Annotated in this window: 24 protein-coding genes; 8 read left to right on the top strand and 16 right to left on the bottom strand. The window is 72.5% G+C overall.

Translation table 11 applies throughout. From position 1 onward, the window contains the following. Positions 1-180 precede the first annotated feature (180 nt). The 5 genes from BLU27_RS15220 to clpS form a co-directional block, all read right to left on the bottom strand. Positions 181-1,128 (bottom strand): PLP-dependent cysteine synthase family protein, encoded by a 948-nt coding sequence (locus tag BLU27_RS15220; protein WP_092654365.1) that lies wholly within the window; start codon positions 1,126-1,128, stop codon positions 181-183. 16 nt (positions 1,129-1,144) lie between these two features. Next, positions 1,145-1,417, bottom strand: a complete 273-nt coding sequence (locus BLU27_RS15215; protein WP_092654364.1) for a MoaD/ThiS family protein — start codon at positions 1,415-1,417, stop codon at positions 1,145-1,147. A gap of 277 nt (positions 1,418-1,694) precedes the next feature. Continuing rightward, positions 1,695-2,150, bottom strand: a complete 456-nt coding sequence (locus BLU27_RS15210; protein WP_092657745.1) for a M67 family metallopeptidase — start codon at positions 2,148-2,150, stop codon at positions 1,695-1,697. A gap of 77 nt (positions 2,151-2,227) precedes the next feature. Further along, the gene (locus BLU27_RS15205) at positions 2,228-2,788 is read right to left on the bottom strand and encodes a DUF2017 domain-containing protein (protein ID WP_092654363.1); all 561 of its coding nucleotides are present in this window, start codon (positions 2,786-2,788) and stop codon (positions 2,228-2,230) included. Further along, positions 2,785-3,108, bottom strand: coding sequence for an ATP-dependent Clp protease adapter ClpS (gene clpS, locus BLU27_RS15200; RefSeq protein ID WP_241827443.1), 324 nt, complete (start codon positions 3,106-3,108; stop codon positions 2,785-2,787). The genes BLU27_RS15205 and clpS overlap by 4 nt, the downstream gene beginning before the upstream one ends. Positions 3,109-3,225: 117 nt before the next feature. Here clpS and BLU27_RS15195 point away from each other — a divergent pair, with 117 nt between their 5' ends. Beyond that, the gene (locus BLU27_RS15195; protein WP_092657743.1) at positions 3,226-4,626 is read left to right on the top strand and encodes a nicotinate phosphoribosyltransferase; all 1,401 of its coding nucleotides are present in this window, start codon (positions 3,226-3,228) and stop codon (positions 4,624-4,626) included. Beyond that, positions 4,623-5,219, top strand: a complete 597-nt coding sequence (locus BLU27_RS15190; RefSeq protein WP_092654361.1) for an isochorismatase family protein — start codon at positions 4,623-4,625, stop codon at positions 5,217-5,219. Before BLU27_RS15195 ends, BLU27_RS15190 begins: the two co-directional genes overlap by 4 nt. 31 nt (positions 5,220-5,250) lie before the next feature. Here the strand turns inward: BLU27_RS15190 and BLU27_RS15185 are convergent, their stop codons facing one another. From BLU27_RS15185 to BLU27_RS15180, 3 genes are all read right to left on the bottom strand, one after another. Further along, complete coding sequence (locus BLU27_RS15185) at positions 5,251-8,019, bottom strand: molybdopterin cofactor-binding domain-containing protein (RefSeq protein WP_157728549.1); 2,769 nt, start codon at positions 8,017-8,019, stop codon at positions 5,251-5,253. A gap of 106 nt (positions 8,020-8,125) precedes the next feature. Then, positions 8,126-8,347, bottom strand: a complete 222-nt coding sequence (locus BLU27_RS29070) for a hypothetical protein (protein WP_157728548.1) — start codon at positions 8,345-8,347, stop codon at positions 8,126-8,128. A 41-nt stretch (positions 8,348-8,388) separates the two neighbouring features. Next, positions 8,389-8,583: a hypothetical protein gene (locus tag BLU27_RS15180; protein ID WP_092654359.1), complete on the bottom strand. Its 195-nt coding sequence runs from the start codon at positions 8,581-8,583 to the stop codon at positions 8,389-8,391. A 267-nt stretch (positions 8,584-8,850) separates the two neighbouring features. Between BLU27_RS15180 and BLU27_RS15175 the strand changes: the two genes are divergently transcribed. Together BLU27_RS15175 and BLU27_RS15170 are read left to right on the top strand one after the other, a co-directional pair. Beyond that, complete coding sequence (locus BLU27_RS15175; RefSeq protein WP_241827442.1) at positions 8,851-10,797, top strand: ABC transporter ATP-binding protein; 1,947 nt, start codon at positions 8,851-8,853, stop codon at positions 10,795-10,797. After that, complete coding sequence (locus BLU27_RS15170; RefSeq protein WP_092654358.1) at positions 10,790-12,610, top strand: ABC transporter ATP-binding protein; 1,821 nt, start codon at positions 10,790-10,792, stop codon at positions 12,608-12,610. The genes BLU27_RS15175 and BLU27_RS15170 overlap by 8 nt, the downstream gene beginning before the upstream one ends. Here the strand turns inward: BLU27_RS15170 and BLU27_RS15165 are convergent. Together BLU27_RS15165 and BLU27_RS15160 are read right to left on the bottom strand one after the other, a co-directional pair. Next, complete coding sequence (locus BLU27_RS15165; RefSeq protein WP_092654357.1) at positions 12,601-13,254, bottom strand: FMN-binding negative transcriptional regulator; 654 nt, start codon at positions 13,252-13,254, stop codon at positions 12,601-12,603. The genes BLU27_RS15170 and BLU27_RS15165 overlap by 10 nt on opposite strands. Then, positions 13,248-13,961 (bottom strand): GNAT family N-acetyltransferase, encoded by a 714-nt coding sequence (locus tag BLU27_RS15160; protein WP_092654356.1) that lies wholly within the window; start codon positions 13,959-13,961, stop codon positions 13,248-13,250. The genes BLU27_RS15165 and BLU27_RS15160 overlap by 7 nt, the downstream gene beginning before the upstream one ends. A 141-nt stretch (positions 13,962-14,102) precedes the next feature. Here BLU27_RS15160 and BLU27_RS15155 point away from each other — a divergent pair, with 141 nt between their 5' ends. After that, positions 14,103-15,431 carry an aminotransferase class I/II-fold pyridoxal phosphate-dependent enzyme gene (locus BLU27_RS15155; protein WP_092657739.1) on the top strand — a complete coding sequence of 443 codons (1,329 nt, stop codon included), beginning with the start codon at positions 14,103-14,105 and terminating at the stop codon, positions 15,429-15,431. A gap of 105 nt (positions 15,432-15,536) precedes the next feature. Here the strand turns inward: BLU27_RS15155 and BLU27_RS15150 are convergent, their stop codons facing one another. From BLU27_RS15150 to BLU27_RS30450, 3 genes are all read right to left on the bottom strand, one after another. Further along, positions 15,537-15,731, bottom strand: a complete 195-nt coding sequence (locus BLU27_RS15150) for a hypothetical protein (protein ID WP_092654355.1) — start codon at positions 15,729-15,731, stop codon at positions 15,537-15,539. Positions 15,732-15,814: 83 nt separating this feature from the next. Further along, positions 15,815-16,990, bottom strand: a complete 1,176-nt coding sequence (locus BLU27_RS30455) for a 5'-nucleotidase C-terminal domain-containing protein (RefSeq protein ID WP_241827441.1) — start codon at positions 16,988-16,990, stop codon at positions 15,815-15,817. Next, positions 16,923-17,678, bottom strand: a complete 756-nt coding sequence (locus BLU27_RS30450; protein WP_241827440.1) for a metallophosphoesterase family protein — start codon at positions 17,676-17,678, stop codon at positions 16,923-16,925. Before BLU27_RS30450 ends, BLU27_RS30455 begins: the two co-directional genes overlap by 68 nt. Positions 17,679-17,918: 240 nt before the next feature. On the opposite strand from BLU27_RS30450, the gene BLU27_RS15140 reads away from it, so the two are divergent. Beyond that, a complete protein-coding gene (locus BLU27_RS15140; protein ID WP_241827439.1) occupies positions 17,919-18,782 on the top strand; it encodes an aldo/keto reductase in 864 nt (287 codons plus the stop codon). 43 nt (positions 18,783-18,825) lie between these two features. Here the strand turns inward: BLU27_RS15140 and BLU27_RS29920 are convergent, their stop codons facing one another. Further along, positions 18,826-20,772, bottom strand: a complete 1,947-nt coding sequence (locus BLU27_RS29920; RefSeq protein WP_197681434.1) for a methyltransferase — start codon at positions 20,770-20,772, stop codon at positions 18,826-18,828. Positions 20,773-20,820: 48 nt separating this feature from the next. On the opposite strand from BLU27_RS29920, the gene BLU27_RS15125 reads away from it, so the two are divergent. Then, complete coding sequence (locus BLU27_RS15125) at positions 20,821-21,780, top strand: lysylphosphatidylglycerol synthase transmembrane domain-containing protein (protein ID WP_092654353.1); 960 nt, start codon at positions 20,821-20,823, stop codon at positions 21,778-21,780. Between the two features lie 51 nt (positions 21,781-21,831). Here BLU27_RS15125 and BLU27_RS15120 read toward each other — a convergent pair whose 3' ends face one another. After that, entirely contained in the window at positions 21,832-23,034 is a 1,203-nt protein-coding gene (locus BLU27_RS15120) for a homogentisate 1,2-dioxygenase (protein ID WP_092654352.1), read from the bottom strand. 90 nt (positions 23,035-23,124) lie between these two features. Continuing rightward, positions 23,125-24,654: an MFS transporter gene (locus BLU27_RS15115; RefSeq protein ID WP_172804958.1), complete on the bottom strand. Its 1,530-nt coding sequence runs from the start codon at positions 24,652-24,654 to the stop codon at positions 23,125-23,127. Positions 24,655-24,762: 108 nt separating this feature from the next. On the opposite strand from BLU27_RS15115, the gene BLU27_RS15110 reads away from it, so the two are divergent. Further along, the gene (locus tag BLU27_RS15110; protein WP_092654351.1) at positions 24,763-25,683 is read left to right on the top strand and encodes a hypothetical protein; all 921 of its coding nucleotides are present in this window, start codon (positions 24,763-24,765) and stop codon (positions 25,681-25,683) included. Positions 25,684-25,686: the final 3 nt, after the last annotated feature.

Genomic DNA, 25,686 nt, shown 5'->3' with positions numbered 1-25,686 from the left:
CACTCCACCCCTGGCCTCCTGTGCTCGGCGCCCCCGGGTTTCCCCGTAGTCGCCGTCCCGGGCGCGTCATGTGGCAGACCCGCGAGGGCGGTGCGGGGTTGCAGGCGGATTCGGGCAATCTCGGCTTTCTCCGCCCGAACGCGCATCGGCATCAGGCCGCATCCGAAGTCGCGCCCGAAGTCATGCCCAGAGCTGGCTGTCCAGCGCCTCCTCGGCGGCGTCCAGCGTGCCTTCGTAGGCGCCGGTGGAGAGGTACTTCCAGCCGCCGTCGGCGATGATCACCACGATGTCGGCGCTGCGGCCGGCCTTGACCGCCTGGTGTGCCTGGGCGATCGCCGCGTGCAGCACGGCACCGGTGGAGATCCCGGCGAAGATGCCCTCGGTGTCGAGGAGCTCGCGGACCCGGCGCACCGCGTCGCGCGGTCCGACCGAGAAGCGGGAGTCGATCAGCTTCGGGTCGTACAGCTCCGGCACGAAGCCCTCGTCGATGTTGCGCAGGCCGTAGACCAGCTCGCCGTACCGTGGCTCGGCGGCGACCACCGTGACGTCGGGCTTGTGCTCGTGGAAGAACCGGCCGACGCCCATCAGGGTGCCCGTGGTGCCGAGACCGGCCACCACGTGCGTGACACTCGGCAGGTCGGCGAGGATCTCCGGCGCGGTTCCCTCGTAGTGCGCGAGGGCGTTGGCGGGGTTGCCGTACTGGTAGAGCATCACCCAGTCGGGGTGGTCCTCCGACAGCGCCTTGGCCACGCGCACGGCCTCGTTGGACCCACCCGCCGCCGGTGAGGAGACGATCTCCGCGCCCCACATCCGCAGCAGCTGGCGCCGCTCCTCGGAGGTGTTCTCCGGCATCACGCAGACCAGGCGGTAGCCCTTGAGCTTGGCCGCCATCGCCAGCGAGATGCCGGTGTTGCCGGAGGTGGGTTCGAGGAGCGTCGCGCCGGGGCGGATCAGGCCGTCCTTCTCCGCCTCCTCGATCATCCGCAGCGCGGCGCGATCCTTCACCGACCCGGTGGGGTTGCGGTCCTCGAGCTTCGCCCACAGGCGCACCTCGGGGCTCGGCGACAGGCGCGGCAACCCTACGAGCGGCGTCTGTCCCACCGATTCCAGCATTGACGAGAAACGCATGCCGGCTCCCGCCCGCTCAGCCGCCGGCCACCGCGGGAAGCACGGTGACGACATCGCCGTCGGAGACCGGGGCGTTCAGCCCGCCCTGGAAGCGAACGTCCTCGTCGTTGACGTAGACGTTGACGAACTTGCGCAGGTCGTCGTTCTGGACCAGCCGGTCCTTCAGCCCGGAGTGACGTGCCTCCAGGTCGTCGAACAGCTCGCTCAGGGTCGCGCCGGCGCCCTCCACCGTCTTCGCGCCACCGGTGTGGGGGCGCAGGATCGTCGGGATGCGAACCTCGATAGCCATCGGTACGTGCTCCTTCGGTCGTGTCTCGTCGCGAGGGTCTGGCTGGCACTGCTCCCAACACGCGCGTCGGCGCGGAGATTCCTCGGGACCACCGAGGGCAGAGGGAGCGGACGCGCGCGGGGAGGCTCAGGCGGGCGAACAGTCGTAGACCAGCGCCGGCGCCGAGTGGGCGAGCAGGAAGAGCTCCACGCCGCTCAGCTTACGGGCCTGCTCGTACGGCGGAGCCTCCCGGTTTCACCCAGCGGGGACATCCGGGGCCAGCTGTCCTGAACCGGACTCAGGCGGTGGGGTCGGGCTCGGGGTCACGGTCGTACGCCGGAACCACTCGAACCTCCTCCTCGGTGACCTCTCCGTCCAGGATCCGGAACGACCGGAACTCCACCGGGCCCTCCTCCGACCCGCACTCCCGGGTCGAGACCAGCACGTAGTGGGCCTGCGGCTCCGCGGCGTAGCCGATGTCCGTACGGGACGGATAGGCCTCGGTGGCGGTGTGCGAGTGGTAGATCACCACCGGTTCCTCGTCCCGGTCGTCCATGTCCCGCCAGACCCGGAACTGCTCCTGGGAGTCGAACTGGAAGAACGTCGGGGAACGTTCGGCGTTGGTCATCGCGACATGGCGCTCGGGCCGGTCGGAACCGATCGGCCCGGCGACGATGCCGCAGGCCTCGTCGGGGTGGTCGGCGCGCGCGTGGGCGACGATCGCGTCGCGCGTCGCCTGATCGATCGTGAGCACGGGCCCGAGCCTACCCAGCGCTCGCCAGGCCCGGCCGGTCAGCACAGGGCCGGTCACCCCGGCCACTCACCGGCCGCTCACCAGAGGGCGGAGACCAGGGACTCCTGCAGCCAGCCGAGCCAGACGTACACGCCGTACACCTGCCGCCGGCGGTCCTCCTCCGGCAGCGACGCCCAGCGGTCCTCGTCGTCCTCCTCCACCCCGAGCCGGGTGCCCAGGGCCAGCCGCAGGTCGGTGAGGGTACGCAGCCAGCACTGCGCCTCCTCTGCGTTCAGGGAGACCGTCACCTGGTCGGAGTACTCCGGGTCGCCCAGCGACTCGAGCACGGTCTCTGCGCTCTTCACCTTGCCGTCGCGCAGGCCGTACTCGGTGAACCGCCGGAATTCGCCGGCCGCCTCCTCGTCGTCGGCGTACGCGGAGGGGAACAGCCGGGCGAGCACCTCGTCCTCCGGCGGCTCGGTCGAACCGAGGTGCCCGACGAGGGCCGCGAGGGTGTCCTCGGGCGGCGGGGCCGAGATCGGGGTCTCGCTGCGCACCAGCTCGACCAGCTCGCCGATCAGCCCACGGACGAGCTGCGCCTCTTCGGCCGCGAGGGTCGCGGTGATCACCCCGCGGCGGGACCGGAAGCCACTCGTCATGCGTTCCCGCTCTTTCCGTCGCCGCCCTTGCCGCTCTTCTCCAGCGTGGCCCACAGACCGTAGGAGTGCATGGCCTCGACGTCGCGTTCCATCTCCTCGCGCGTACCGCTGGACACGACCGCCTTACCGCGCTTGTGGACGTCCATCATGAGCTTCTCGGCCTTCTTGCGCGGGTAGTTGAAGTACGTCTGGAAGACGTAGGTGACGTACGACATCAGGTTGATCGGGTCGTTCCAGACGATCGTGATCCACGGCGTGTCCGGAAGGACCACGTCTTCGACATCGGGGCGCTCGAGCTCCACGGGTGCGGTACCGCTCACGGTCCCATCGTGGCATCCGGCGGCAGGACCGTTCGGCACGCACCCCCCGAAAATCGTGCACTCCGCCATCGAACGAGCGGCGGGGCTAGGCTGCGGCCCATGGACGACGCGGCGCCCATGGGCCTTTCCCCCGCAGTGCCCACCGGGTCGGACACCGGGCCGACCACCGCACTGCTCACCGACCAGTACGAACTCACGATGCTGCGCGCCGCGCTCGCAGACGGCACCGCGCACCGGCGGGCCGTGTTCGAGGTCTTCGCCCGCCGGCTGCCCCACGGGCGCCGGTACGGCGTGGTCGCGGGCACCGGCCGGCTCCTGGACGCGCTGGAGCGGTTCCGCTTCGACGAGGAGACGGTCGCCTTCCTGCGCAGGCGGGGGATCGTGGACGACGCCACCGCCGACTGGCTGCGCGACTATCGCTTCCGCGGCAACATGTGGGGATACGCCGAGGGCGAGTGCTATTTCCCCGGCTCACCTATCCTGGTGGTCGAGGGAACCTTCGCCGAGGCGGTCCTGCTGGAGACGCTCGCCCTCTCCATCTACAACCACGACAGCGCGATCGCTTCGGCGGCGTCCAGGATGACCGCCGCCGCCGGGAGCCGCCCGATCGTGGAGATGGGTTCCCGGCGTACACACGAGAGCGCGGCCGTGGCGGCGGCCCGGGCGGCCTACGTCGCGGGGTTCGCGAGCACCTCCAACCTCGCCGCCGGCCGCTGTTACGACCTGCCGACCGGGGGCACCAGCGCCCACGCGTTCACGTTGCTGCACGACTCCGAGGAGGAGGCGTTCGCCGCACAGGTCGCCGCCCTCGGCATGGGCACCACGCTGCTGGTGGACACCTATGGCGTCCGGGAGGCCGTGCGGACCGCGGTCGAGGTGGCCGGTCCCGGCCTGGGCGCGGTCCGGATCGACTCCGGTGACCTCGCGGTCCTCGCCCACGACGTACGCGCCGAACTCGACGCGCTCGGCGCCACCGACACCCGCATCCTGGTCAGCGGCGACCTGGACGAGTACGCCATCGCCAGCCTGGTCGCCGCACCGGTCGACCGGTACGGCGTCGGCACGGCCCTGGTCGTCGGCAGCGGCCATCCCACGGCCGAACTCGTCTACAAGCTGGTCGCCCGCTCTGTCGGCACCGAACCCGACTCGCCGATGGAGGGCGTGGCCAAGCTGTCCACGGGGAAGCCCACCCACAAGGGGCGCAAGTGGGCGCACCGCCGGTTGGAGGACGGAACCGCCGTGGCCGAGGTGGTGGGCACGCACCCCGAGTGCACGGTCGACGGCTGCCGCCCGTTGCTGGTCCCGCTGGTCACCGAGGGGAAGATCGTCGGCCGGGAGCCGATCGCCGCGGCCCGCGAGCGCCACCTGCGGTCCCGGGCGGAGCTGCCGCCGACCGCGTTGAAGCTGTCGCGGGGGGAGCCGGTGCTGCCGACGACGTACGACGACGGCGAGCACGCGGGACACACGGGGCAGCTCGAGCAGACGGGGCACACCAGGGGCGAAGGAGGAGCACGATGAGCCGTGCGCTGATCGTCGCGGACGTGCAGAACGACTTCTGCGAGGGCGGCAGCCTCGCCGTGAAGGGCGGCGCGGAAATCGCGTTCAAGCTCGGCGAGATCCTGCACACCTGGCAGGAGGCCGACCAGCGGGACAAGGCGTACGACTATGTCGTGGCCACTCGCGACCACCACGTCGACCCCGGCGCGCACTTTTCCGCGCGGCCGGACTACCGCGACTCCTGGCCGCCGCACTGTGTCGCCGGCACCGACGGCGCGGGCTTCCATCCCAACCTCGACCCGCAGCCCTTCGACGCGGTCTTCGACAAGGGTGAGTACGCCGCGGCGTACTCCGGCTTCGAGGGCAGGGCCAAGAACGGCGCCATGCTGGCCGACTGGCTGCGCGACCACGACGTCACCGAGATCGACATCGCCGGGCTGACGACCGACTACTGCGTACACCTGACCGCGGTCGAGGCGGCCAGGATGGGCATCTCCACCCGCGTGCTGCTCGACCTCACCGCCGGGGTGGCCGCCGACACCACCCGCGCCGCCGTCGAGGCGATGCGGGCCGCGGGATGTGAGCTGGTGGGCGCCCCGATCGTCCGCGACTAGCAGCGAGGGGCTCTGCGGGCCGGTCTCGTGCTCAGGTCCGGACCCTGGCCAGCTCGGCGTCGGTGAGTTCCTCCAGCCGGGCACGCAGCCGGTCCGGGGTGAGCGGCAGCTCGCGTACCCGGATCCCCACCGCGTCGTCGACCGCATTGGCCAGCGCCGCCGGGGTGGTCGGGGTGGACGCCTCGCCGGCGCCGAGGGGCGGCCGGCCGGGCCGGTCGAGGAGTACGACCTCCAGCGCGGGCACGTCGGCGAACCGCAGCACCGGGTACGTCGTCCAGTCCAGGCTCCGCACCCCGTCGCGGTCGTGGCGTACCTGCTCGTACAGCGCCCGGCTCAGGCCCTGCAGCACGCCGCCCTCCAGCTGGTTGCGCAGCCCGTCGGGGTTGACCACCACGCCGGCGTCGCAGGCGACCACCACCCGGCGGACCGCGACCGATCCGGTGGCGCCGTCGACGTCGACCTCGGCCACCTGGGCGACGTAGGCCTTGCTGCTCTTGTACCTCGTCACCGCCACGCCCTGGCCGCGCCCGCTCGGCCCTACCCGCTCCCGCCAGCCGGCGTGCGCGGCGGCCGCCTCCAGCACCGCCCGGGCCCGTTCGTCGCGCAGATGGGCGAGCCGGAACGCCACCGGGTCCGCGCCGGCGGCCTCGGCCAGCTCGTCCATGAACGACTCGATGGCGAAGGTGTTGAAGTAGCCGCCGAGGGACCGCAACGCCGACGTACGCAGCGGTCCGGGCGCGTACTCCCCCACGATGTCGCGGGCGCCGAGTTCGTACAGCGGCTCGGCGCTGCGTACCCCGCCCTCACCGCCGCCCGACCACGGCCGCGGCTCGGCGTTCGCGCGCAACCAGGACACCACCAGCCGGTCGCCGGTGCCGTGCGGGCGCGCGGTGTGTGCGTCGGTGCGGATGCGGTGCCGCCAGCCGGTGACGCGGCCATCCGCGCCGAGGCTCGCCGCCAGGTCGGCCGACATCGGCGGACCGTACGGTTCCCACCCGAACTCGTCCTGCACGGCGTACTGGAACCGCACCGGCCGGCCGGGCACCGCACGGGCGGCGGCCACCGCGAAGCCCGCGGCGTCGTCGGCGCCGTTGTGCCCGTAGCAGCCGGGGCCGTCCACGTGCCGGACGGTCAGCGCGTCCTCGGCCAGGCCGAACGCGGCGGCGAGCTCGCGGCGCAGCGGATAGACGCCCTGGCTGTGGGTCCACACCGTGGTCCGGTCCGGCTCGACCAGGGCCAAGGCGCTCGACGGCGCCACGGAGGCGTGCGCCTCGTACGGTTTGGCGTAGGAGGCACGGATCACCCGTCCCGACTCCAGCGCCTGCTCGACTCCGGATTCCTCCACGACCGGCGTACGCACCGGCGCGTTCGTCTGTGCGGTGGGTCCGGCGCCCGGGCCGACGCCGGGCCGGGGCGGCCCGGCCTCCCATCGGGTCGTGCCGGCGATCCGGCGCACCGCCCGGGCAGCGACCTCCTCACGGGATGCCACCACGAGCAGCAGCCGGCCGTCGTGCACGACAGCCTCCACCCCGGGCAGGTCCTTCGCGACCGAGAGGTCGACAGCGGCCGGCCAGGCGTTCTCACGCGGCGGCAGCAGGGCGCGGGCGTACAGCATGCCGGGCAGCGCGAGATCGTGGACGTACGCCGGCGCCCCGGTCAGCTTGGCCGGCAGGTCACTGCGCGGTGCCGCCTCCCCCACCGGGCCGCCTGCCCATCGCGGCACGTCGTCCGGCCGGATCGGACCCGTAGGCGGGTCCCCGCCATCCGCGTCCCCGTTCTGGGCTGCCAACCGGCGGTACGCCACGGCGGCCCGAGCCAGTGCCGCTCCCCCGGCCTCCAGGGAGTTGCTGCCCGCGGTGTAGCCCTCGTCGGGCGTACCGTCGGTGGCGGCCGAGCGGACGACGAGGCGTTCCAGCGGTACGCCGAGCTCGGCCGCCACCACCTGAGCCAGCGCCGTCCGTACGCCCTGTCCCAGCTCGACCCGGCCACTGCGGACCTCGATCCGGCCGTCGGGCAGCGGCCGCAGCCAGTCCTCGACGTTCGGCGCCGTCGCCAGCCCACCGGGCAGCGGCGCGGCCGGGCGGTCCTGCTCGGCCGGGTGCTCCTTCCGAGCATCGCCGGGGATCTCCTCCGCTTCGTCGGCAGGGACCTCCTCCGCCTGGTCCGCCCGGATGTCGGCCGCCACCTCCGGTGCGCCCTGCGTGTCCTGGGCTTCCCGGCCGTCGACCGCGTTCGGCTCGCCGCCCATCCGGATCGGCGGGAGGGGCGAGGGCTGCTCGCGGCCGGCGAGTTCGCGGATGGTGCGCAGAATCCGGTGGTGTGTGCCGCAGCGGCACAGGTGCTCGGCCAGCGCGGCCTGGATCTCTTCCTCGGACAGGTGGGGCGAACCGCCGGGTCCCTCGGACGCCGCATCGCCGGGCGTGACACCGTCGAGCAGGGCCGCGGTGGACATGATTATGCCGTTCAGGCAGTAACCGCACTGGGCCGCCTGCCGGTCGAGGAACGCCTGCTGGATCGGGTGCGGACGGTCGGGAGTTCCCAAACCCTCCGGGGTGGTGACCCGCCGGCCGGCCACCGCGGACAGCGGAAGCTGACACGAACGTTCGGCGCGTCCGTCGACGAGGACCACACACGCACCGCACTCGCCGATCGCACACCCCTGCCGAACGCCGCGCAGTCCGAGGTCGTTACGCAGCACGGTGACCAGCGGGGTCTCCGGCTCCAGGTCGAGGTCGGTGGGCGCGTCGTTGACGACCGTCGAGATCGGGCCGGCAGTGGTCGCACTGGTCGCACTGGTCACGGGCGGGTCCTCTCCCTCGTACGCATGCGTTCCCGGCAGGCAGCGGAGGGCTCCATCCTGTCCGTCCCGTACATCTGACACCAGGGCCGGAGCCGGTGCCGCGACCTCACCGCGGGCCGAAGACGACCTGCCACACCAGCCGGCAATGCCGTAGCCCGACCGACCCACCGCGATCGGCCGGCAACGATGTCAACGTGTCCTTGACGAGAACGACTCGCCGTTGCCGGCACCCACGTGAACGCCAGGGATGGGCGAAGCCGCGCGTCACCGGCCGTTCGTCGCGTTCCCACTCCGCCAGATCGGCCGGGTAGCCGGCCGGGAACCCCACCGAGGTAACGGGCGGGGAGGAACCAGCTCCGTCCCGGGCCGTCACCGGCCCAGCTGCCGCCGCTCCCGGATCCGCGCCAGCCGCCGTCGCTGCGACGGGTCGAGCATGAGGTAACCGGCGACCGGGGCACCGACCACCGCCAGCACGATCAGGAGCGTCGCCCACCAGGGCAACAGGAGCCAGGCCACGAAGGCCGCGCCCACTCCCCCGATGATCCACCACGCGCGATTCGACATCTCGTCCCCTTCACCCCGTTGTCCCGCCCGCCCCGACCACGCCGTACGACGGCGCACCATCTCCAGCACAGTCTTCCTGCCACAGTCATTGTCCGCCAACCCACGCCTACCGGCTACGGTCGTCCGTGGGTGCCGGCCACGCGGCCACCGGTCTTCGGCCCCGGATCGGGCGAACCCTGCGAGCCCCGCGAGCCCCTGCCCGCGCTCGGACAGGGAGCGAAAACCAGGTGCCGGACATCTTCGGGCAATGCGATCATCGCCGGCATCGTGCCCCAGAGTGCCCCCGGCAAATCCGGTGACCAGCCTGTCGACCAGTCCGACAGGCGGCCGGACGACCAGCCTGAGAGCGCCCACCGGCGAGCTGCCCGGCGGGCGGCGCTCGGCGTTCTGGTCCGGGCCTTCCCCGGCTGGACCGGCCTGCTGGCTGCCCTGGCCCTCGTGGGCGGCGCCCTGCCGTCGGTGTTCGCGCTGCTGGTCGGCCGGCTGGTCGACCTGGTGCCGGACGCCGTACGCGGCGGGTTCTCCTCACCCGACGGGCGCCGGATCGTCACCACGCTCGTCCTGGTCGGCAGCCTTCTCCTGGCCCAGGAGATCGTCCGGATGGTACGTGAACTGGTCTCGACCGAGCTCTACCGCAGGTTCGACGAGTACCTCCTGAGCCGGGTGATGACCACGATCCTCCGCGTACCCCGGCTGGACCTGTTCGAGGACCCGGCGCTGGCCGCGGCCACCGACCGGGCGGTACGGATCGCACGGTTCGGCCCGGGTGAACTGGTGAGCGGGCTGTCCGCCAAGTGGGCCGGCCAGGCGCAGGGCCTGGCCGCTACCGCGGTCGCCGCGTACGTCTGGCCGGTCGCGGCCGTGGTGCTCGCACCGTTGTGGATCGTCCTGGGTCACCACCTGCGGGCCGACTCCTTCCGCGCGAACCCGTTCTGGACCGAGCCGCTGCGGCGCGCCGGCTACCTGAAACGGCTGGCGATGATGCCGGAGTGGGCGAAGGAACTCCGGATCTTCGGCCTCGCGGAACGGCTTGTGGATCGCTTCGGTGTCGAGTGGCGCCAGGTGATGGAGCAGCTGTGGCGTACTCGCCGGGTCGGCTACCGCGTGTCGGGGACGCTGTTCGGCCTGGCCCTGCTGGCCAACGTGGCGGTCATGGTGATCGCCGCGCGCTCGGCGCTGGCCGGCGGGCTGGCGATCGGCTCGCTGGCCGTCCTGGTGCAGTCGATGTTCGGCATGTCCCAGCTCGCCTCCCAGGACGGTGACGTGTGGATCGAGAACGGCGCCGTGCCGGTGCCCGACGTTCTCGCCCACGAACGTCTGGCGGCCACCCGCGTGCTCACGAACGTGCCCTCGCGCACCGCTCGCGGCCTGCCCGCACGTGAGATCAGCTTCGAACGTGTGCACTTCCGCTATCCAGGCCGGGAAAGTCCGGTGTTCACCGACCTCGATCTCACCATCGAGGCGGGCCGTTCGCTGGCCGTCGTCGGGCTGAACGGCGCCGGCAAGACGACGTTGACAAAGTTGCTCACCGGCTTGTCGCTGCCGCAGGCGGGCCGGATCCGCGTCGACGGCGTCGACCTGGCCGACCTGGAGCCGATGTCGTGGCGGCGTTCGGTCGCGGCGATCTTCCAGGACTTCGTGCACTATCCGCTGCCGGCACGGGACAACATCGGGTTCGGCGCGGTGGAGGCGCTGGCCGACCCCGGCCTGGCTGACCTTTCCCGCGTGGACGAGCAGATCCGGGCGGCCGCGCGACGGGCCGGCGCGGACCAGATCCTCGAGGGCCTGCCCGACGGGCTGGACACCTACCTGTCCCGCCGGCACACCGGCGGGGTCGACCTGTCCGGCGGGCAGTGGCAGCGGATCGCGCTGGCCCGGGCGATGGCCGCGGTGAGCGCCGGCGCCCGGGTGCTGGTCCTGGACGAGCCGACCGCCCACCTCGACGTCCGTGCGGAGGCCGACCTGTACGACCGGTTCCTGGACCTCACCTCCGGGCTCACCGCGATCGTGATCAGCCACCGGTTCTCGACCGTACGCCGCGCCGACCGGATCGTGGTCCTGGACGGGGGGCGCATCGTGGAGGACGGAACCCACGACGAGCTGCTGGCGGCGAACGGCCGGTACGCCTCGCTGTTCCGTACCCAGGCCCTCCGCTACGCCGACGAAGCGCAGGCCACCCACCGACCGCACACCACGGCGGCCGGCGATGGCTGAGCGGACCACGGACCACGGCACTCCCCCGGTGGGCCGACTGCGCACCGCCCGGGTGATGCTCGGCCTGGCGTGGGCGGCCGACCCCCGCCGGTCCGTCCTCGCGTTCGTTCTGTTCACCGTGCAGGCACTGGTGGCGGCGCTGTTCGGCTGGTGGCTCAAGCTGCTGCTCGACGGCCTCACCGACCACGACGACATGCGCACCGTCGTCGCCGCGCTCGCGGTCACCGGCTCGATCGTCGGCGGCGCCGCGCTGGACTACGCCGGCACGCGGGTCCGGATGGCGCTCAACGAACGCGCACACCACCTGGTCGAACGCCGCCTCGCGCTCACCGTGGCACACACGCCGACCCTGGAGATCCACGAGACGCCCGCACACCTCACCCAGCTGGAGATCCTCGTCGACGACAGCTGGGAGTTCGGCGAGGCGATCCCGTCACTGGTCGACGCGGCCAACGCCACGGTCCGGGTGGTGACGACCGCCATCCTGCTGGTGAGCGTGCATCCGCTGCTGCTCGTGCTGCCTCTGTTCGGCCTGCCGATGGTGTTGCTGAGCCGGCACACCAGCGGGTTGTTCGACCTCGGCAACGAACTCGCCGCCGAGCCTGCCCGCCGCGCGAACGACCTGTGGGAACTGGCCACCGCCGCCGGGTCCGCGAAGGAAACGAGGCTGTTCCGGCTGGGCGACCGGATCCTCACCGGGTTCCACGCCGAGCACCGGAAGATCCAGGCCATCCACCGTCGGCTGCAGGTCAGGGGGCAGCTGATCGGACTCGGCGCCCAGCTCGCGTTCCTGGTGGGGTACTTCGGGTCGATCGTCTTCGTCGTCGGCCAGGCGGTGCGCGGTCACAACAGCGTCGGCGACGTGCTGCTCACCGCCGTGCTCGCGGGACAGGTGCTCGGCCTGGTCGGCAACTCCGCCGAGATCGTCCAGCGGACCGCCCGGACGCTCACCGCGGCCAGCCGGTTCGTCTACCTCGAGGACGTCGCCCGCCGCGCCCGGCGGGCCGTCGACGAGACCGTGCCGCTGCCGTCGCGGCTCTCCTCCGGAATCCACCTCCGCGGGCTGAGCTACCGCTACCCGCACCGCGACGCCGACGTACTCCACGACATCGACCTGGACCTCCCGGCGGGTGCCACCGTCGCGGTGGTCGGCGACAACGGCGCCGGCAAGACGACGCTGGTCAACCTGCTCGCCGGACTTTACGTCCCTACCGCCGGGCGGATCGAGGTCGACGGCGCGGACCTCGCCACGCTGGACCCCGAACGCTGGCGGCTGCGAGTGTCGGCGGCGTTCCAGGACCACGCGCGGTGGGAGTTCTCCGTACGTGAGACCGTCGGGATCGGCGACCTGTCCGCGGTGGACGACGAGACCGCGGCGGCGGCCGCCCTGGAGCGGGCCGGCGCGGGCGACCTGCCCGACACCCTGCCGGCCGGGCTGGACACCCAGCTGGGCGCCCAGTGGCCGGCGGGGGTGGAACTGTCCGGTGGGCAGTGGCAGAAGCTCGCCATCGGCAGGGGCATGATGCGCCCGGCCCCGCTGCTGTTGTTGCTGGACGAACCCACCGCGGCCCTGGACGCCGAGACCGAGCACCGGCTCTTCGAACGCTGGACCGTCGCCGCCCGTGAACTGCGGGCGGCGACCGGCGCGGTGACGGTGCTGGTGTCGCACAGGTTCTCGACCGTACGGATGGCCGACCTGATCGTCGTCCTCGACCGTGGCCGGATCGTGGAGTCCGGTACGCACGCCGAACTCGTGTCCCTGGGCGGCCTGTACGCGGAGTTGTTCGAACTCCAGGCCGCCTCCTACCGCTGAGCCGGTCGCGTCGGCCGGTCCGCGGCCCGCTCCGACCGGCGCAGCAGGTGCGCCCTGGCCCGGTCGTCGGACCGCCCGGCGCGCGCGGCCAGCCCGGCGGCGATCTCCCGGCGGTGCTCGGCCTGCTTGTTCCCCGCGTACTTGAACTTCGCCCGTACGCCGGTCACGGTGAGCTCCAGCGCCCGCAGACCCGACAGCAGCCGCCGGTCGGCCTCGGTGGGCACGGGCGCGCGGCCGGAGCCGGGCTCGAAGTGGGCCAGCTGCCGGTTGAGGACGGCCGCCTTCTCCTCCGGGTCGTCGACCACACGCACGTCGCAGGCCAGCTGGACAGTGGCGTAGAACGACGTCGGCACGCCCTGCTCGGGCGGGGTGCCCGGCGGCGCCTGCCAGCGCGCGGGCGCGTACACGTAGTCGTCGACCACGGTGAGCACGGCGCGTGGGTGTTCGGCCAGCGGCGCCCACACCGGGTTGGGCCGGGCCAGATGCAGCCAGACCGTCCGGTCGCCGTCGAAGACGAAGTGCGTGGGTACGACCACCGGCAGGTCACGGTCGCGCCCGCCGGCGATGAGCTGGCCGAAGTCGTGCTCGGCCAGGAAGCCGCGCCACTCCTCCTCGTCGGCCTCGTCCCACGGGTGGATCAGCATGCCGCGGGCCGCAGCCGTGCGGACAGGCGGTCGCGCACCTGGGGCCAGTCGTCGTCGGTCATCGCGAACTGCACGGTGTCGCGCCAGCTGCCGTCCCGGCGCAACCTGTGCTTGCGCAGCACGCCTTCGCGCTGTGCACCGAGCCGGGCGATCGCGGCCTGGGAACGCTCGTTCCGGAGGTCGGTGTGCCACACGACCCGCACCGCGCCGAGGTCGTCGAACGCCCGGCGGAGCAGGAGCAGCTTCGCCTCGGTGTTGACGCCAGTGCGCCACCAGCGTCGGCCGAGCCAGGTGTGGCCGATCGCGACCGTGCGCAGGTCCGGGTCGACCTCGTAGTACGACGTGGTGCCCGCCACCTCACCGGTCACCGCGTCGACCTGGGTCCAGGGAAGGAGCACGCGCCTGTCCCGCTGCGCGAGGACCGCGCGCACGAAGGCCTCGCCCTCCTCACGGGTCCTCGGCACCTGCCGGATCCGGAGGTGCTCGAAGACCTGGTCGTCGGCGGCGGCCGCGAGCCCTTCGGCGTGGGCGAGGGACATGGGTTCCAGGCGTACGTGGTCACCGGACAGCACGGGCGTCTCGAACCACCGGTCGGCAGGTGCCGGCCCGGTCTCGTGGGCGGGTTCGGAGGCGCCGGGTTCGGAGGCGCCGGGTTCGGAGGCGCCGTGTTCGGCGGTCCCGGGTTCGGCGGCGGAGGTCTGGACCATCGCGGGGTCTCCCGTCGGGCGTGCGGACGTGCGGGTTCTGCGGGCGTTCGTACTTCCTGCCGCCGGCGGCGGCCCGCCTGAGGTGTGCCCTCGGCCATCCAGGAGTTGCCGCCGGGTTTGTTTTAGTACAAAATGTGGATTGTGTCTTCACGATATTGCATCGTCGGCGCGACGTCGAACGCAATTGCCACCAGCGTGGAGTCCGGGGTCCGCTCCGGCGACCTGGCGCCGGGGACGAAGCTGCCCGCGGTGCGCACGCTGGCCGGCGACCTGGACGTGAGCCCCGGCACCGTGGCGGCCGCCTACCGCACGCTGCGCCAGCGGGGTGTGATCGAGACCGACGGGCGACGCGGTACGCGAGTCCGCGCGGTGCCCACCGTCGCCAGCCGGTCCCGTACCCGGCTGCCGGTGCCGCCGGGCGCACGGAACCTGTCCGTCGGCGGGCCCGACCCGGCGCTACTGCCGTCGCTGCGCTCACCCCTGCGGCACATCCCGCCCGACCCGGTGACCTACGGGTCGGGTTCCGGCATGCGGCCCGAACTCGCCGAGCTGGCTCGGCGGCGGCTGGTCGCCGACGGGGTTCCCGCCGACGATCTCACCGTCACCAGCGGCTGCCTGGCCGCCGTCGAACGCGTTCTCGACGCGCATCTGTCGCCCGGTGACCTGGTGGTCGTGGAGGATCCCGGCTGGGCGAACCTGTTCGATCTGCTGGCCGCGATGGGGTTGCCTGTCGTACCCGTTCCCGTCGACGACGACGGCCCCGACCCCGAGGCAGTGGAGCAGGCGCTGCGTCGGGGTGCCCGGGCGCTGGTGGTCACCAGCCGGGCGCAGAACCCGTTCGGCTCCCAGGTGAGCGAGCACAGAGCGACGCGGCTGCGCGGGATTCTCGACCGGCACCGGGACGTGCTGGTCGTCGAGGACGACCACGCCGCCGAACTCGCGGCCGAGCCGCTTCGGTCGCTGGCCGGGGCGACGGCGCACTGGGCGATGGTGCGGTCGGTTTCCAAGCCGTACGGGCCGGACCTGCGCTGTGCCGTGCTCGCCGGGGACAGCGAGACGATCGGACGGGTCGAGGGCCGGCAGGCAGTGGTGACGCGATGGGTGTCGACGATCCTGCAGAACCTCGTCGTCGCCCTGTGGCAGGACGAGGCCGTCGCCGAACAGGTGGCGCGGGCGGGTGCCCTCTACGACGAACGCCGGGACGCCCTGGTCGCCGCCCTCGCCCGGCGCGGGGTGGCCGCACACGGCCGCTCGGGCCTGAACGTGTGGGTACCGGTCGCGGACGAGACCGCCGTGTGCGCGCGGTTGCTGGAGGAGGGGTGGGTGGTGGCCCCGGGCGCGGCCCACCGGGTGCGGAGTTCGCCCGGCGTACGGATCACCGTCGCCGGGCTGCCGGTCGAGGACGCGGACCAGCTGGCCGACGCGGTCGCCGCGGCCACCCGGCCCGCCCGCGGCCCGTACGCCGTCTAGGGCGTACTCCGTCTGGTCGGGCCGTTACGCCGTACGAAGTCCCGTCCGGCGTGTGGCCCGTACAGCGTGTGGCCCGTACAGCGTGTGGGCCGTACGGCCGCGCGGTCAGCGGTGCAGCTGGCCCCGGTTGCGCAGCCGGTGCAGGCGGCGCCGCTGGGAGTCGTCCAGCATGAGGTATCCGACGACGGGTGCGGCGACCACCGCGACGATCAGCAGGGCGGCCAGCCAGTTGGGCAGCAGCCACCAACCGAGGAGGGCGACGAGGACGCCGCCGATGACGTACTTGGTGCGGTTCGACATGGCCTCATCCTCTGTCCTGAACCGCCCGCGGGCTCTCCGGCATCACCCTGGGATGTCCCGGAGAGCCACGCGATTTGCGCCGGTTACGGCTGAATGATCACCGGGGTTCCGTTGGCCACCAGCTGCCAGTCTCGGGAGAAGAAGACCGTCGGGTCGACCTCGCCGGCCGCGGTCACCCAGTCGATCAGCAACTGCCGGATCTCCACCTGGGCGTTGTAGAGCACCTCGGCGGTGCTCACGCCCGGGAAGTTGCCGCCCCCGGACTGGCGGTAGTTGTTGACCGCGAGCGCGAACTCCTGGCCGGCGGCCACCGGCGCGCCGGCGTAGCTGAGGTTGGTGATGCGCTGGCCCACCGGTTTGGCGATGTCGATGTCGTAGGTCAACGGTGCGTCCAGACCGCTCACGACGTCGTAGTTGTAGTCCGGCGTGCCCTTCGGAGCGGTCGCGGTCGGCGCGTTCGTCACGTCGTCCGGCGCGTAGGGCCCCACGCCGCTTACCTGCTTGAAGTAGGTCGCGGACTGCTCGAGATACGCCTTCAGCTGGGCACCGGTGAAACGCACCGCGAGCAGGGTGTTGTCGTAGATGTAGAGGCCGGCGACGTCGCGCACCGACACCTGACCGGCCGGGATCTGTGCGCCCTTGTTGAACGGCGCGGCGATGGACAGCACCGGCAGGTCGGCGGCGGCGGAGCCCGCCAGCGCATTCTTGACGGCGTCCGCCTGGACGTGGTTGACGAAGTCCAGCGCCGGGGTGTCCTCGTAACGCGCGGTCGCCGCCGACATCGCCACCTTGGACGTGCCGATCGGCGAGTTGACGTAGGTCACCACGTCGTCGTGGTCGCCCTTGAGCAGCGCCACGATCTCGGGGTCCTCGGGAACGGTGTTGGAGTTGAGCACCTGCGAACCGCGGCCCACCACCTGCCAGCCGTGCTGCGCGGACCAGCGCAGGTCGAGCTCGATCAGGCTCAGCCGGCGGCCCCAGTAGGAGGGCTCGGTGAGGACGACCTGCGCGCCGGTCTCCTTGTTGGTGACGAACCGCTCCGGGATCTCCAGGTGGGCGTGCCCGACCAGGATGGCGTCGATGCCGGGCACCTGCTCGGCCACGAGGGTGGAGGCGTTCTCCGGCCAGGGCAGGGCGTCGCCGTAGGAGGAGGAGGTGTCGGCGCCGGAATGCGCGGACACGATCACGACGTCACAGCCGGCCCGGCGCATCTTCGGCACCCAGACCTTCGCCTGCTCGACCAGGCCGGGGAAAGTCATCCGGCCCTCGACGTTGGCCTTGTCCCAGATGGCGATGCCCGGGGTTGGTGAGGCCGAGGATGCCGACGCGCACGGGGCGCATCCCCCGGAACCGCACCAGCTTGACGACGTAGGGCTGGAACGCCGGCATGCCGGTGCGGGCGTCCAGCGCGTTGGCACCGAGCAGCGGGAAGTCCAGCTGCTCCTCGAACGTGCGCAGCAGCGGGATTCCGTAGTTGAACTCGTGGTTGCCGAGCGCCGCGGCGTCGTAGCCGATGGCGTTCATCGCCGCGGCCATCGGGTGGACGCGGGTCTTCGAGATCGGCTCGATCCGTGCGTAGTAGTAGGCCAGCGGGGTGCCCTGGATGGTGTCACCGGCGTCGATCAGGAGGGTGTTGCCCCGGCCGCGTTCGGCGCGTACGGCGTCGACCAGGCTGGAAACCTTGGCAAGGCCGATGTCGTCGGGGTTGGTGGCGCTGCCGAACTCCCGGTCGGCGAAGTAGTCCCAGTTGAAGACGTTGCCGTGCAGGTCCGTGGTGCCCATCACGGTGAGCCGGTGGCTGCCGTCGGCCGGGCGGGTGGCGTCGACGCCGTCGGCCCACGCGGGCCTGGCCCGGAATCCGGCAGCGGCCAGGACGGCCGCGGCACCGCCGGCGAGGACGCTGCGGCGACCGACGAGACTGCGCTCTGCGTGGGTGGGCTGGGGCACGGGTTCTCCTTCGCGCGGGATGCGGCCGGCGGGCTGACGGGTGGTGTGGCCGCCGGGCGACCCGGGACCGTCTTCGTGGCGGTCCCGAAGTGGCGAACGTAGCGTATGCGAACATTCGGACATGCCGGACGAAAGCGCGGGGAACGACGCGTGGACGGGAGGTTCTCCGGCGTACGCTTGACGGGCGGGACGAGCCCGCTCGAGCTGATAGCGGAAAGGCGCGGAGGGGGGCGCGGAGCTGTGACCAGCGGTGGAGTGACCCGGGAAGGCACGCGGACGGTCCGGCTGCCGTCCGGTGAGCAGGTGCCCGCGCTCGGGCAGGGCACCTGGGGCTGGGCGGAGGACCGGTCCCGGCGGGACCAGGAGGTCGCCGCACTGCGGCACGGCCTTGACCTCGGGCTGACCCTGGTCGACACAGCCGAGATGTACGCCGACGGTGGTGCGGAGGAACTCGTCGGCGAGGCGGTCGCCGGGCGCCGTGACGAGGTGTTCCTGGTGAGCAAGGTGCTGCCCGACCACGGCCGCCGTCGCGACACGCTGCGCGCCTGCGAGGCCAGCCTGCGCCGGCTCGGGACCGACCACCTCGACCTGTACCTCCTGCACTGGCGCGGGCGCGTGCCGCTGGCGGAGACGCTGGAGGCGTTCGAGACGTTGGTCGCAGCCGGGAAGATCCGCTACTGGGGCGTGAGCAACTTCGACACCGCGGACCTTGCGGAGGTCATGGGGCTACCAGGTGGCGACGCGGTCACCACCGACCAGGTGCTGTACAACCTCACCAGGCGCGGGGTGGAGTACGACCTGCTGCCGTGGGCACAGGCGGTCGGCCTGCCGGTGATGGCGTACTCCCCCGTCGAACAGGGCCGACTGCTCGCCGACGGCCACCTGGCGGCGCTCGCCGCCGGCCTCGGCGCCACCCCGGCACAGCTCGCACTGGCCTGGGTGCTGCGTCATCCCCACGTCGTCGCGATCCCTCGTGCAGGTACACCCGGGCACGTGGAGGAGAACCGGGCAGCCGTCGACCTGCGGCTCACGCCGGACGTGCTGGCGGCACTGGACGAGCTGTTCCCGCCGCCGACGCAGAAGGTCCCGCTGGAAGTCCTCTGACCGACCGCGACGGCAGCCGCCGGAGGAACGGCGTGGAGCGCGGTCACTCGGGGCGCCGGGCGCGGGCTACCAGCCCCGGCCCGTGCCCGGGAAACCCGCGCTGCAGCAGGCGAAACGGCAGCGTGGCGTACTCCGTGACCGCGCCGTGCAGCGGCGACCGCGGCTGCAGGAAGCGTCCGCTCCCCTTGGTGCGTTCGGCCATCGACCCGGCCTGCCGCTGCCGTTGGCGGCTGATCTGGTTGCGTGCCCCTTCCAGGACGTAACCCAGCGGGCCGCCGTACCGGCGCACCTCCACCTGTTCCAGGCCCGCCTCGCGCAGCATCCGCGCCAGGCCGTCGGGCTCGTAGCGGCGAAAGTGCCCGACCACGGCGTCCCCGGGGCCGTAGCGGTGCTGGAACGCCGGTGCGCTCAGCAGCAGCCAGCCGCCCGGCCGGACCCGGCCGGCCCACTCGGCCAGCGCCTTCTCGTCGTGTTCGATGTGCTCGATCACCTCGAAGGCACACACCAGGTCGAACACCTCGCCGCCCCACAGCACCGACAGGTCACCGTTGCGGATCTCGCCGCGACCTCCGGCTCCCGCGAGCCTGGCCCGGGCGACCGCACACGACTCCGGGGCGGGTTCCAGGCCGAGGTAGTCGTACCGCTGCGCGAGCCGCGCGCCGAACCCTCCCTGCCCGCATCCCACCTCCAGTACCGACTCCGCGTCGGCCGGCAGCATTCCGGCGACGACGTCCCAGCGCAGCCAGGCGTTCGGGCTCAGCGGAGGCAGGACGGAGGGAGGCAGAACGGAGGGAGGCGGGACGGACGGAGCAAGCGACGCGGGGGCCGAGGACGTACGCGGTACGCGATCGGTTGTGGGAGCCGGAGCGACCAGGCGGTCGAGGAGCGGCCGCACGACTTCCTCGGGGGCGAAGTGCTCGCGGGCCACCCGGCCGGCCGCCGCCCGCAGCGCCGCGACCTTCTCAGGGTCGCGCCGCAGCCGGCGCAGGGCGGTCGCCAGCGCGATCGCGCTGCCGGCCGGGACGTACACCACTGCGTCGCCGAAAGCCCGGCGCTGGGGCGCCGTGTCGGAGGTCACCACCGCGCAGCCGGCGGCGGCACCCTGGAAGACCTTGTTGGGTACGACCCGCAGCGCCTTCGGCCCGGTGCCGAAGATGCCGAGACACACGTCGTGCTCGGCGACGAGTCCCGGCAACTCCGCCGGCGCCACCCAGTCCAGCCAGCGCACCCGCGGGTCGCCTGCCGCGGCCGCCCTGGTCCGCGCGAGGTCCTGCCCGTGACCGATCATGGTGACCTCGATCGGCTCACTGGCAAGCAACCCGATCGCGGTGCCGATCACCGGCGCGCCCTGCAGCGGCGTGAAGACCCCGAAGAACACCACCCGCAGGGGTTCCGCACGGCGCTCGCCCGCCGCGATCACCGCCCCGACGTCGTGCCGAGGGCCGCCGGGCAGCCTGGCCGCGGCGAACCACTCCTCTCCCACACCCACGGGCACCACGACCGCCCGGTGCCGCCGGCGCTCGGGTACCAGTCCGCGGTGCTCCTCGGTGTCGACGACGATCACGTCAGCGCAGGACAACGCCGCCCGGTCGAGTGCCCGGAGCAGGGCCTGCCTGACGCCCCCGGTCTCGCCGCGGTCGCGAGCGGTGTCGGCGGCGAAGACGAGATGGTCGAGGACGATCGTCGTACGCCGGAACAACAACCGGGCCAGCAGGACGTCGAAGTGGCCGAGGTAACCCACCAGCACGACGTCCGGGCGCGGCAGGGCGCGGGCATCCACCACCAGGCGCCACCAGCAGCCGAGGATGCGCGCGGCGAGCGAGGCCACCAGCCAGGGCCTGCGAAGGATCTCCACCCGGCCGGCGGTGTCGATGCCCAGGGGCGCGTTGCATTCGGCGACCTCGGCCCCGTGCCGGCGGAGGCCCTCGGCGAGGATGCCGACGCGGGGATGGGTACTCGTGTCGTACGTCCCGAACATCACCACCCGCACGGCGACCGACACTAACAGTAAGGACGCCGTTGCCGTACGCTTCCGACCGTGTTCTCACTCCGCGTCGTCATCGCTTCGGTGCTCCACGTGGTCAACGGCAGGGCGGCGCGGCTGGGTTTCGCGGCGATCGCGGTGACCTTCGGCGTCCTCGCCGTCGCCACCCGATGGGGCGAGGTCACCTCCGCGCTTGCCCGGCTGCAACCACTGCTGGTGCTGGCCGCGCTGGTGCCGGCGATACTCGCCCTGTCCAGCGCCATGGTCATGTGGCGGCTGCTGCTGGCCGGACTGGGCTCGCGGCTGCCGGCCCGGGTGGCCGCGCGGGTGCTGTTCGTCAGCCAGCTCGGCAAGCACCTGCCGGGTTCGGTGTGGCCGATGCTCGCGCAGATGGAGCTCGGCCGCGACCAGGGCGTACCACGGCGCCGGACCGCAACGGCGTTCGTCCTCGCGATGTTGGTCAGCCTCACCACCGGCCTGCTGGTCGCCAGCGGCACGCTGCCACTCGCGGCCGGCGCACAGACCCGGGCCTACCGCTGGGCGTTCCTGCTCACTCCCCTCTTCCTCGTCGTGCTGCACCCGCGAGTGCTCAACCCGCTGCTGAGCCGGCTGCTGAGAGTCGTCCGGCGGCCGGCGGTGGAGCGCCCGCTCACCGGCCGTACGACGGCCCAGGTGGCGGCGACCGGCGTGGGTCAGTGGCTGCTGAACGGCCTGCACGCGTGGATCCTCGCCGTCGGGCTCGGCGCCGACCCGGTGGCGGCCGTCCCGCTGGCGGTGGGGGGCTTCGCGCTCGCCTGGTGCGTGGGGTTCCTGGTCGTGGTCGCCCCGGCCGGGCTCGGCGTCCGCGAGGCGGTCCTCGTCGCGACGCTCGCACCCGTCCTGGCCCCGGCCGACGCACTCGTCCTCGCGCTGGTGTCCCGGGTGCTGCTGACCGCCTCGGACCTCATCCTCGCCGGCGCGAGCGTGACGTCGATGCGCGGGACGCGGCACCGTGCCCGCGAACCCGTCGGCTGAGCCCGAGGTCGCCGCCGGGGTGCCCCGAGGTGGCCGGGGCCCGCCCGTCCGTCAGGTGGCCCGGCGGCCCGCCCAGGTCCACGCGTACACCCCGTCGTCACCGGCGACGCCGGCCTCACCCAGCTCCAGCGGGCGGAAGGTGTCGACCATGACGGCGAGCTCGTCGAAGTACTCCGCGCCGAGGGCCGCCTCGATCGCGCTCGGCTGCGGCCCGTGGGCGTACCCACCGGGATGCAGCGAGATCGACCCCGGCCCGATCCCCGAGCCCTTGCGCGCCTCGTAGTCGCCGCCGCAGTAGAACATCACCTCGTCGCTGTCGACGTTGGAGTGGTAGTAGGGCACCGGGATCGCCAGCGGGTGGTAGTCGACCTTGCGGGGACAGAAGTTGCAGACCACGAAGTTGGTGCCCTCGAAGACCTGGTGCACCGGCGGCGGCTGGTGCACCCGCCCGGTGATCGGCTCGAAGTCGGCGACGTTGAACGTGTAGGGGTACAGGCAGCCGTCCCAGCCCACCACGTCGAAGGGGTGAGTGGCGTAGACCATCCGGGTGCCGACGATGCCCGAGGGGCCGTGGCCGCGGTGCTTCACCAGCACCTCGACGTCCTCGCCCTCGCGTACGTACGGCTCGTCGGGTCCGTGCAGGTCCCGCTCGCAGTAGGGCGAGTGCTCCAGGAACTGGCCAAACCGCGACAGATAACGCCTGGGCGGACTGATGTGGGAGTTGGCCTCGATGCAGTACGCCTGCAGCGGGGTGTCGCCGGTCGGGATCCACCGGTGCGTGGTCGCCCGCGGCAGCAGGACGTAGTCGCCCTGGCGGGCCTCGAGTACGCCGAACACCGTCTCCACCCGGGCCGTTCCGGACTCGACGTACACGCACTCGTCGCCGATCGCGTTGCGGTAGTAGGGCGACTCCTCACCGGCCCAGACGTAGGACAGCCGGACGTCGGCGTTGCCGAGCAGCAGCCGGCGGCCGGTGACCGCATCGCGGGACTTCCAGTCCAGGTCGGCGAACAAACCGTGCAGCTTCAGGTGCCGCGGCGTCAGCGGGTGGTTGGCCCTGGTGGCGAGGTCGGGCAGCTCCCACACCTGGGAGTCGACGATCGCCGACGGCACTCCCGCGTGGTAGAGGAGCGAGGAGTCGGAGGTGAAGCCCTCCTCACCCATCAGCTCCTCGCGGTAGAGGCCACCGTCCGGGCGCCGGAACTGTGTGTGCCGCTTGGGCGGGACCTCGCCGACCCTGCGGTAGTAGGTCATCCTCGGGCTCCTTCCGGCCGGATCGCCGCGGCTGGGGGCGCGCATGGGCCTGGCGTCCTCCCACAGGTTTGTGCCCCGACCTTAGGCCGATCACTCCCGGGTGTCCTGCCCCGATTGCTCCGGTGTGCCCGGGCTTGTGCCCGGCCTTGTGCCCTGGGTCGTGCCCTGGGTTGAGCCATGGGTCGTGCCCGGCGGTGCGGTCTCGGCCGCCACCCGGGCCCGCAGCGTCTCGCGTACTTCCGCGAGGTCCCGAGGAGAGGTCCGCGACGCCAGCCAGTACATCGCCCCGGTCGGTACGAAGAACAGCTGGAACGCCGCCAGCCCGACCGCGTAGTTGAGCGGCGGCGGGAAGCCGGCGGCCAGCGCCCGGAAGCTCACCCCGACCAGCCCGTTGCCGAGCGCCCGGCCGACGCCGTTGACCAGGTTGCCCGCGCTGTAGACGGTGCCGCGGTGCTCGGGCGGGTTGACGTCGGCCAGCAGCGCGAACCAGTTCGGCGAGTTGGCCGAGGTCAGGGCCAGGGCCACCAGCGCCATCGCGAAGCTGACCGTCACCGTCGGCTCCGTGACCACGCTGGCGAGCACGGCCGCGACGACCGTTCCGGTCCCGGCGGTGTCGGGGACGTCGATGTGCAATGGCAGGAAGAACAGCACGACATAGAACGGGATGCCGCCGAGGATGCCGATGGCGGCGACCATCGCCCGGCCACGCGGGGTGCGCCGCTGCAGCCGGTCGCCGACCAGGCCGCCGACGATGGAGAGTACGCCGCCGAGCTGGAAGAGCGTGGCGAACAGGCTGCCGATGACGATGGAGATCTCCTCGGAGTGGCCGGCCGCCTGCGCCTTGGCCTGGAACAGCCGCGGCAGCCACACCAGCGACCCGAACACGAACTGCGCGGTGAAGCCCTGCATCACCAGCCAGACGTTGGTTCGCCGGGCGAGGATGCCGGGCAGGTCGGCCCGGCTGATGCGGTGGCCGTAGTCGCCGCCCTCGGCGAAGATCGCCGCGAGTTCCGGCTCGCTCTGGCCGCGCCGGATGTCGTACGTGAAGAGGTACGCCACCGCCGCGACCAGCCCCACCGCGGTGAGGACCAGGAACGGCCGGCGCCAGTCGGCGGCGCCGAGCACGCCGGCGAGTAACGTGCCGACCAGGGTGCCGAGCCCCTGCGACAGTCCCCAGAAGCTCATCACCAGGCCGCGGCGTTTCGGGGCGATCAGGTCGCTGACCACGGAGAATCCGACCGAGGCGACCGCGCCGAGCCCGATGGCCGCGATCATCTGGGCGGCGAAGAACGCCGCGTAGGAGCCGGCCAGGGCGGTGCCGCTGGTCCCGGCCGCCCACACCAGCGTCCCGATCATCAGCATCGGCTTGCGCCGGGTCCGGTCGCCGGCGTACGCCCAGGCCACGGCGGCGACCGCGGCCACCAGGAAGCTCACCGCGGTGACCAGCCCCACCGCGGTTTCCCGGACCGCCAGCTCACGGGCGATCGGGCTGTAGAGGGGCGGCACGAGAACGGCGGCCACGTTGTCGACCGAGGCGAGCACGATGAAGACGGCCACGCTGTAGAGGCGGTGCGTCCTGCCTCCACGCCAGCCGGAGGTTCGCACCGTACTCGTGGTCACGGGCACATCAAACCAGGAAGGCCTCCCGATCGGACCCCTTCCCCTCCACCAGTCAGCCGTCACACATCGGCGGATGGCCGGGCCAGGACATGCCCTAAAGTCCGAGGGATGACTACTCCGCGCAGCCGTACGATCCCGCCGCTGTGCGCCGGGCTGATCGACGACGCCGCGGTGTTCCCGCCCGCCAGTGAGCCGCTGGCCGCCGCACTGGCCGTCTACCTCGCCCGGCGTGAGGAGTGGTACGCCGGGCTGGTCGGGCCGTTCCTGTGCCCGGACGCGACCCTGCCGGAACTTCTCGCCGCGCTCGACGACGCTCCGCCGCCCGAGGAGCCGCTGCCCCTGGGGCTGGTGGTCAGCGGCGGCGCAGGGGCGATCGAACCCGCCCTTCGCTGGGCCGGCCGCACCGACCGGGCCCGGGTGGTCTCGGTCGAGGTGACGTTGCGGGACGAGCCGGACCTGGCCCGCAACGTCGCCCGGATGGACCGCGCGCTGGCCGCCGCCGAGCTTCCCGACGAGGTGGCGGTCGCGGTCGAGGTGCCCCGGACCGACGGGTGGGAGGGCGCGTCGGCTGCCCTCGACGCGCTGGCGGAGTACGGCCACCGGGCGAAGCTCCGGACCGGCGGCGAGACGGCCGAGTCGTTCCCCGACGAGCGGGCACTCGCCCGGGTCATCCTCGCCTGCCTGGACCGCGAGCTTCCGTTCAAGTGCACGGCCGGGCTGCACAACGCGGTGCGCGGGCCCGGTGGATTCGGTGGATCCGGTGGATCCGGTGGATCCGGTTCCCGCGGCCCCGAGCACCACGGCTTCCTCAACGTCGTACTCGCCACCCGGCTCGCTCTGGACGGCGCGGACGAGCCGGCCCTTGTCGAGGCGCTGGCCGACCGGGACGCCGACCACGTCGCCGGTCAGGTGCTTGCGCTCGACGACCGGGCGGCGGCCTCCGCCCGGCAGTGGTTCACCTCGTTCGGGTCGTGCAGCGTGTCCGATCCGCTGGCCGACCTGCTGCGCCTGGGCGTCCTGCAGGATTGACCC

The organism is Actinopolymorpha singaporensis, assembly GCF_900104745.1.
Lineage (GTDB): Bacteria > Actinomycetota > Actinomycetes > Propionibacteriales > Actinopolymorphaceae > Actinopolymorpha > Actinopolymorpha singaporensis.
Note: the sequence above shows the minus strand (reverse complement) of the source record. Positions and strands in the feature narration are given on the sequence as shown.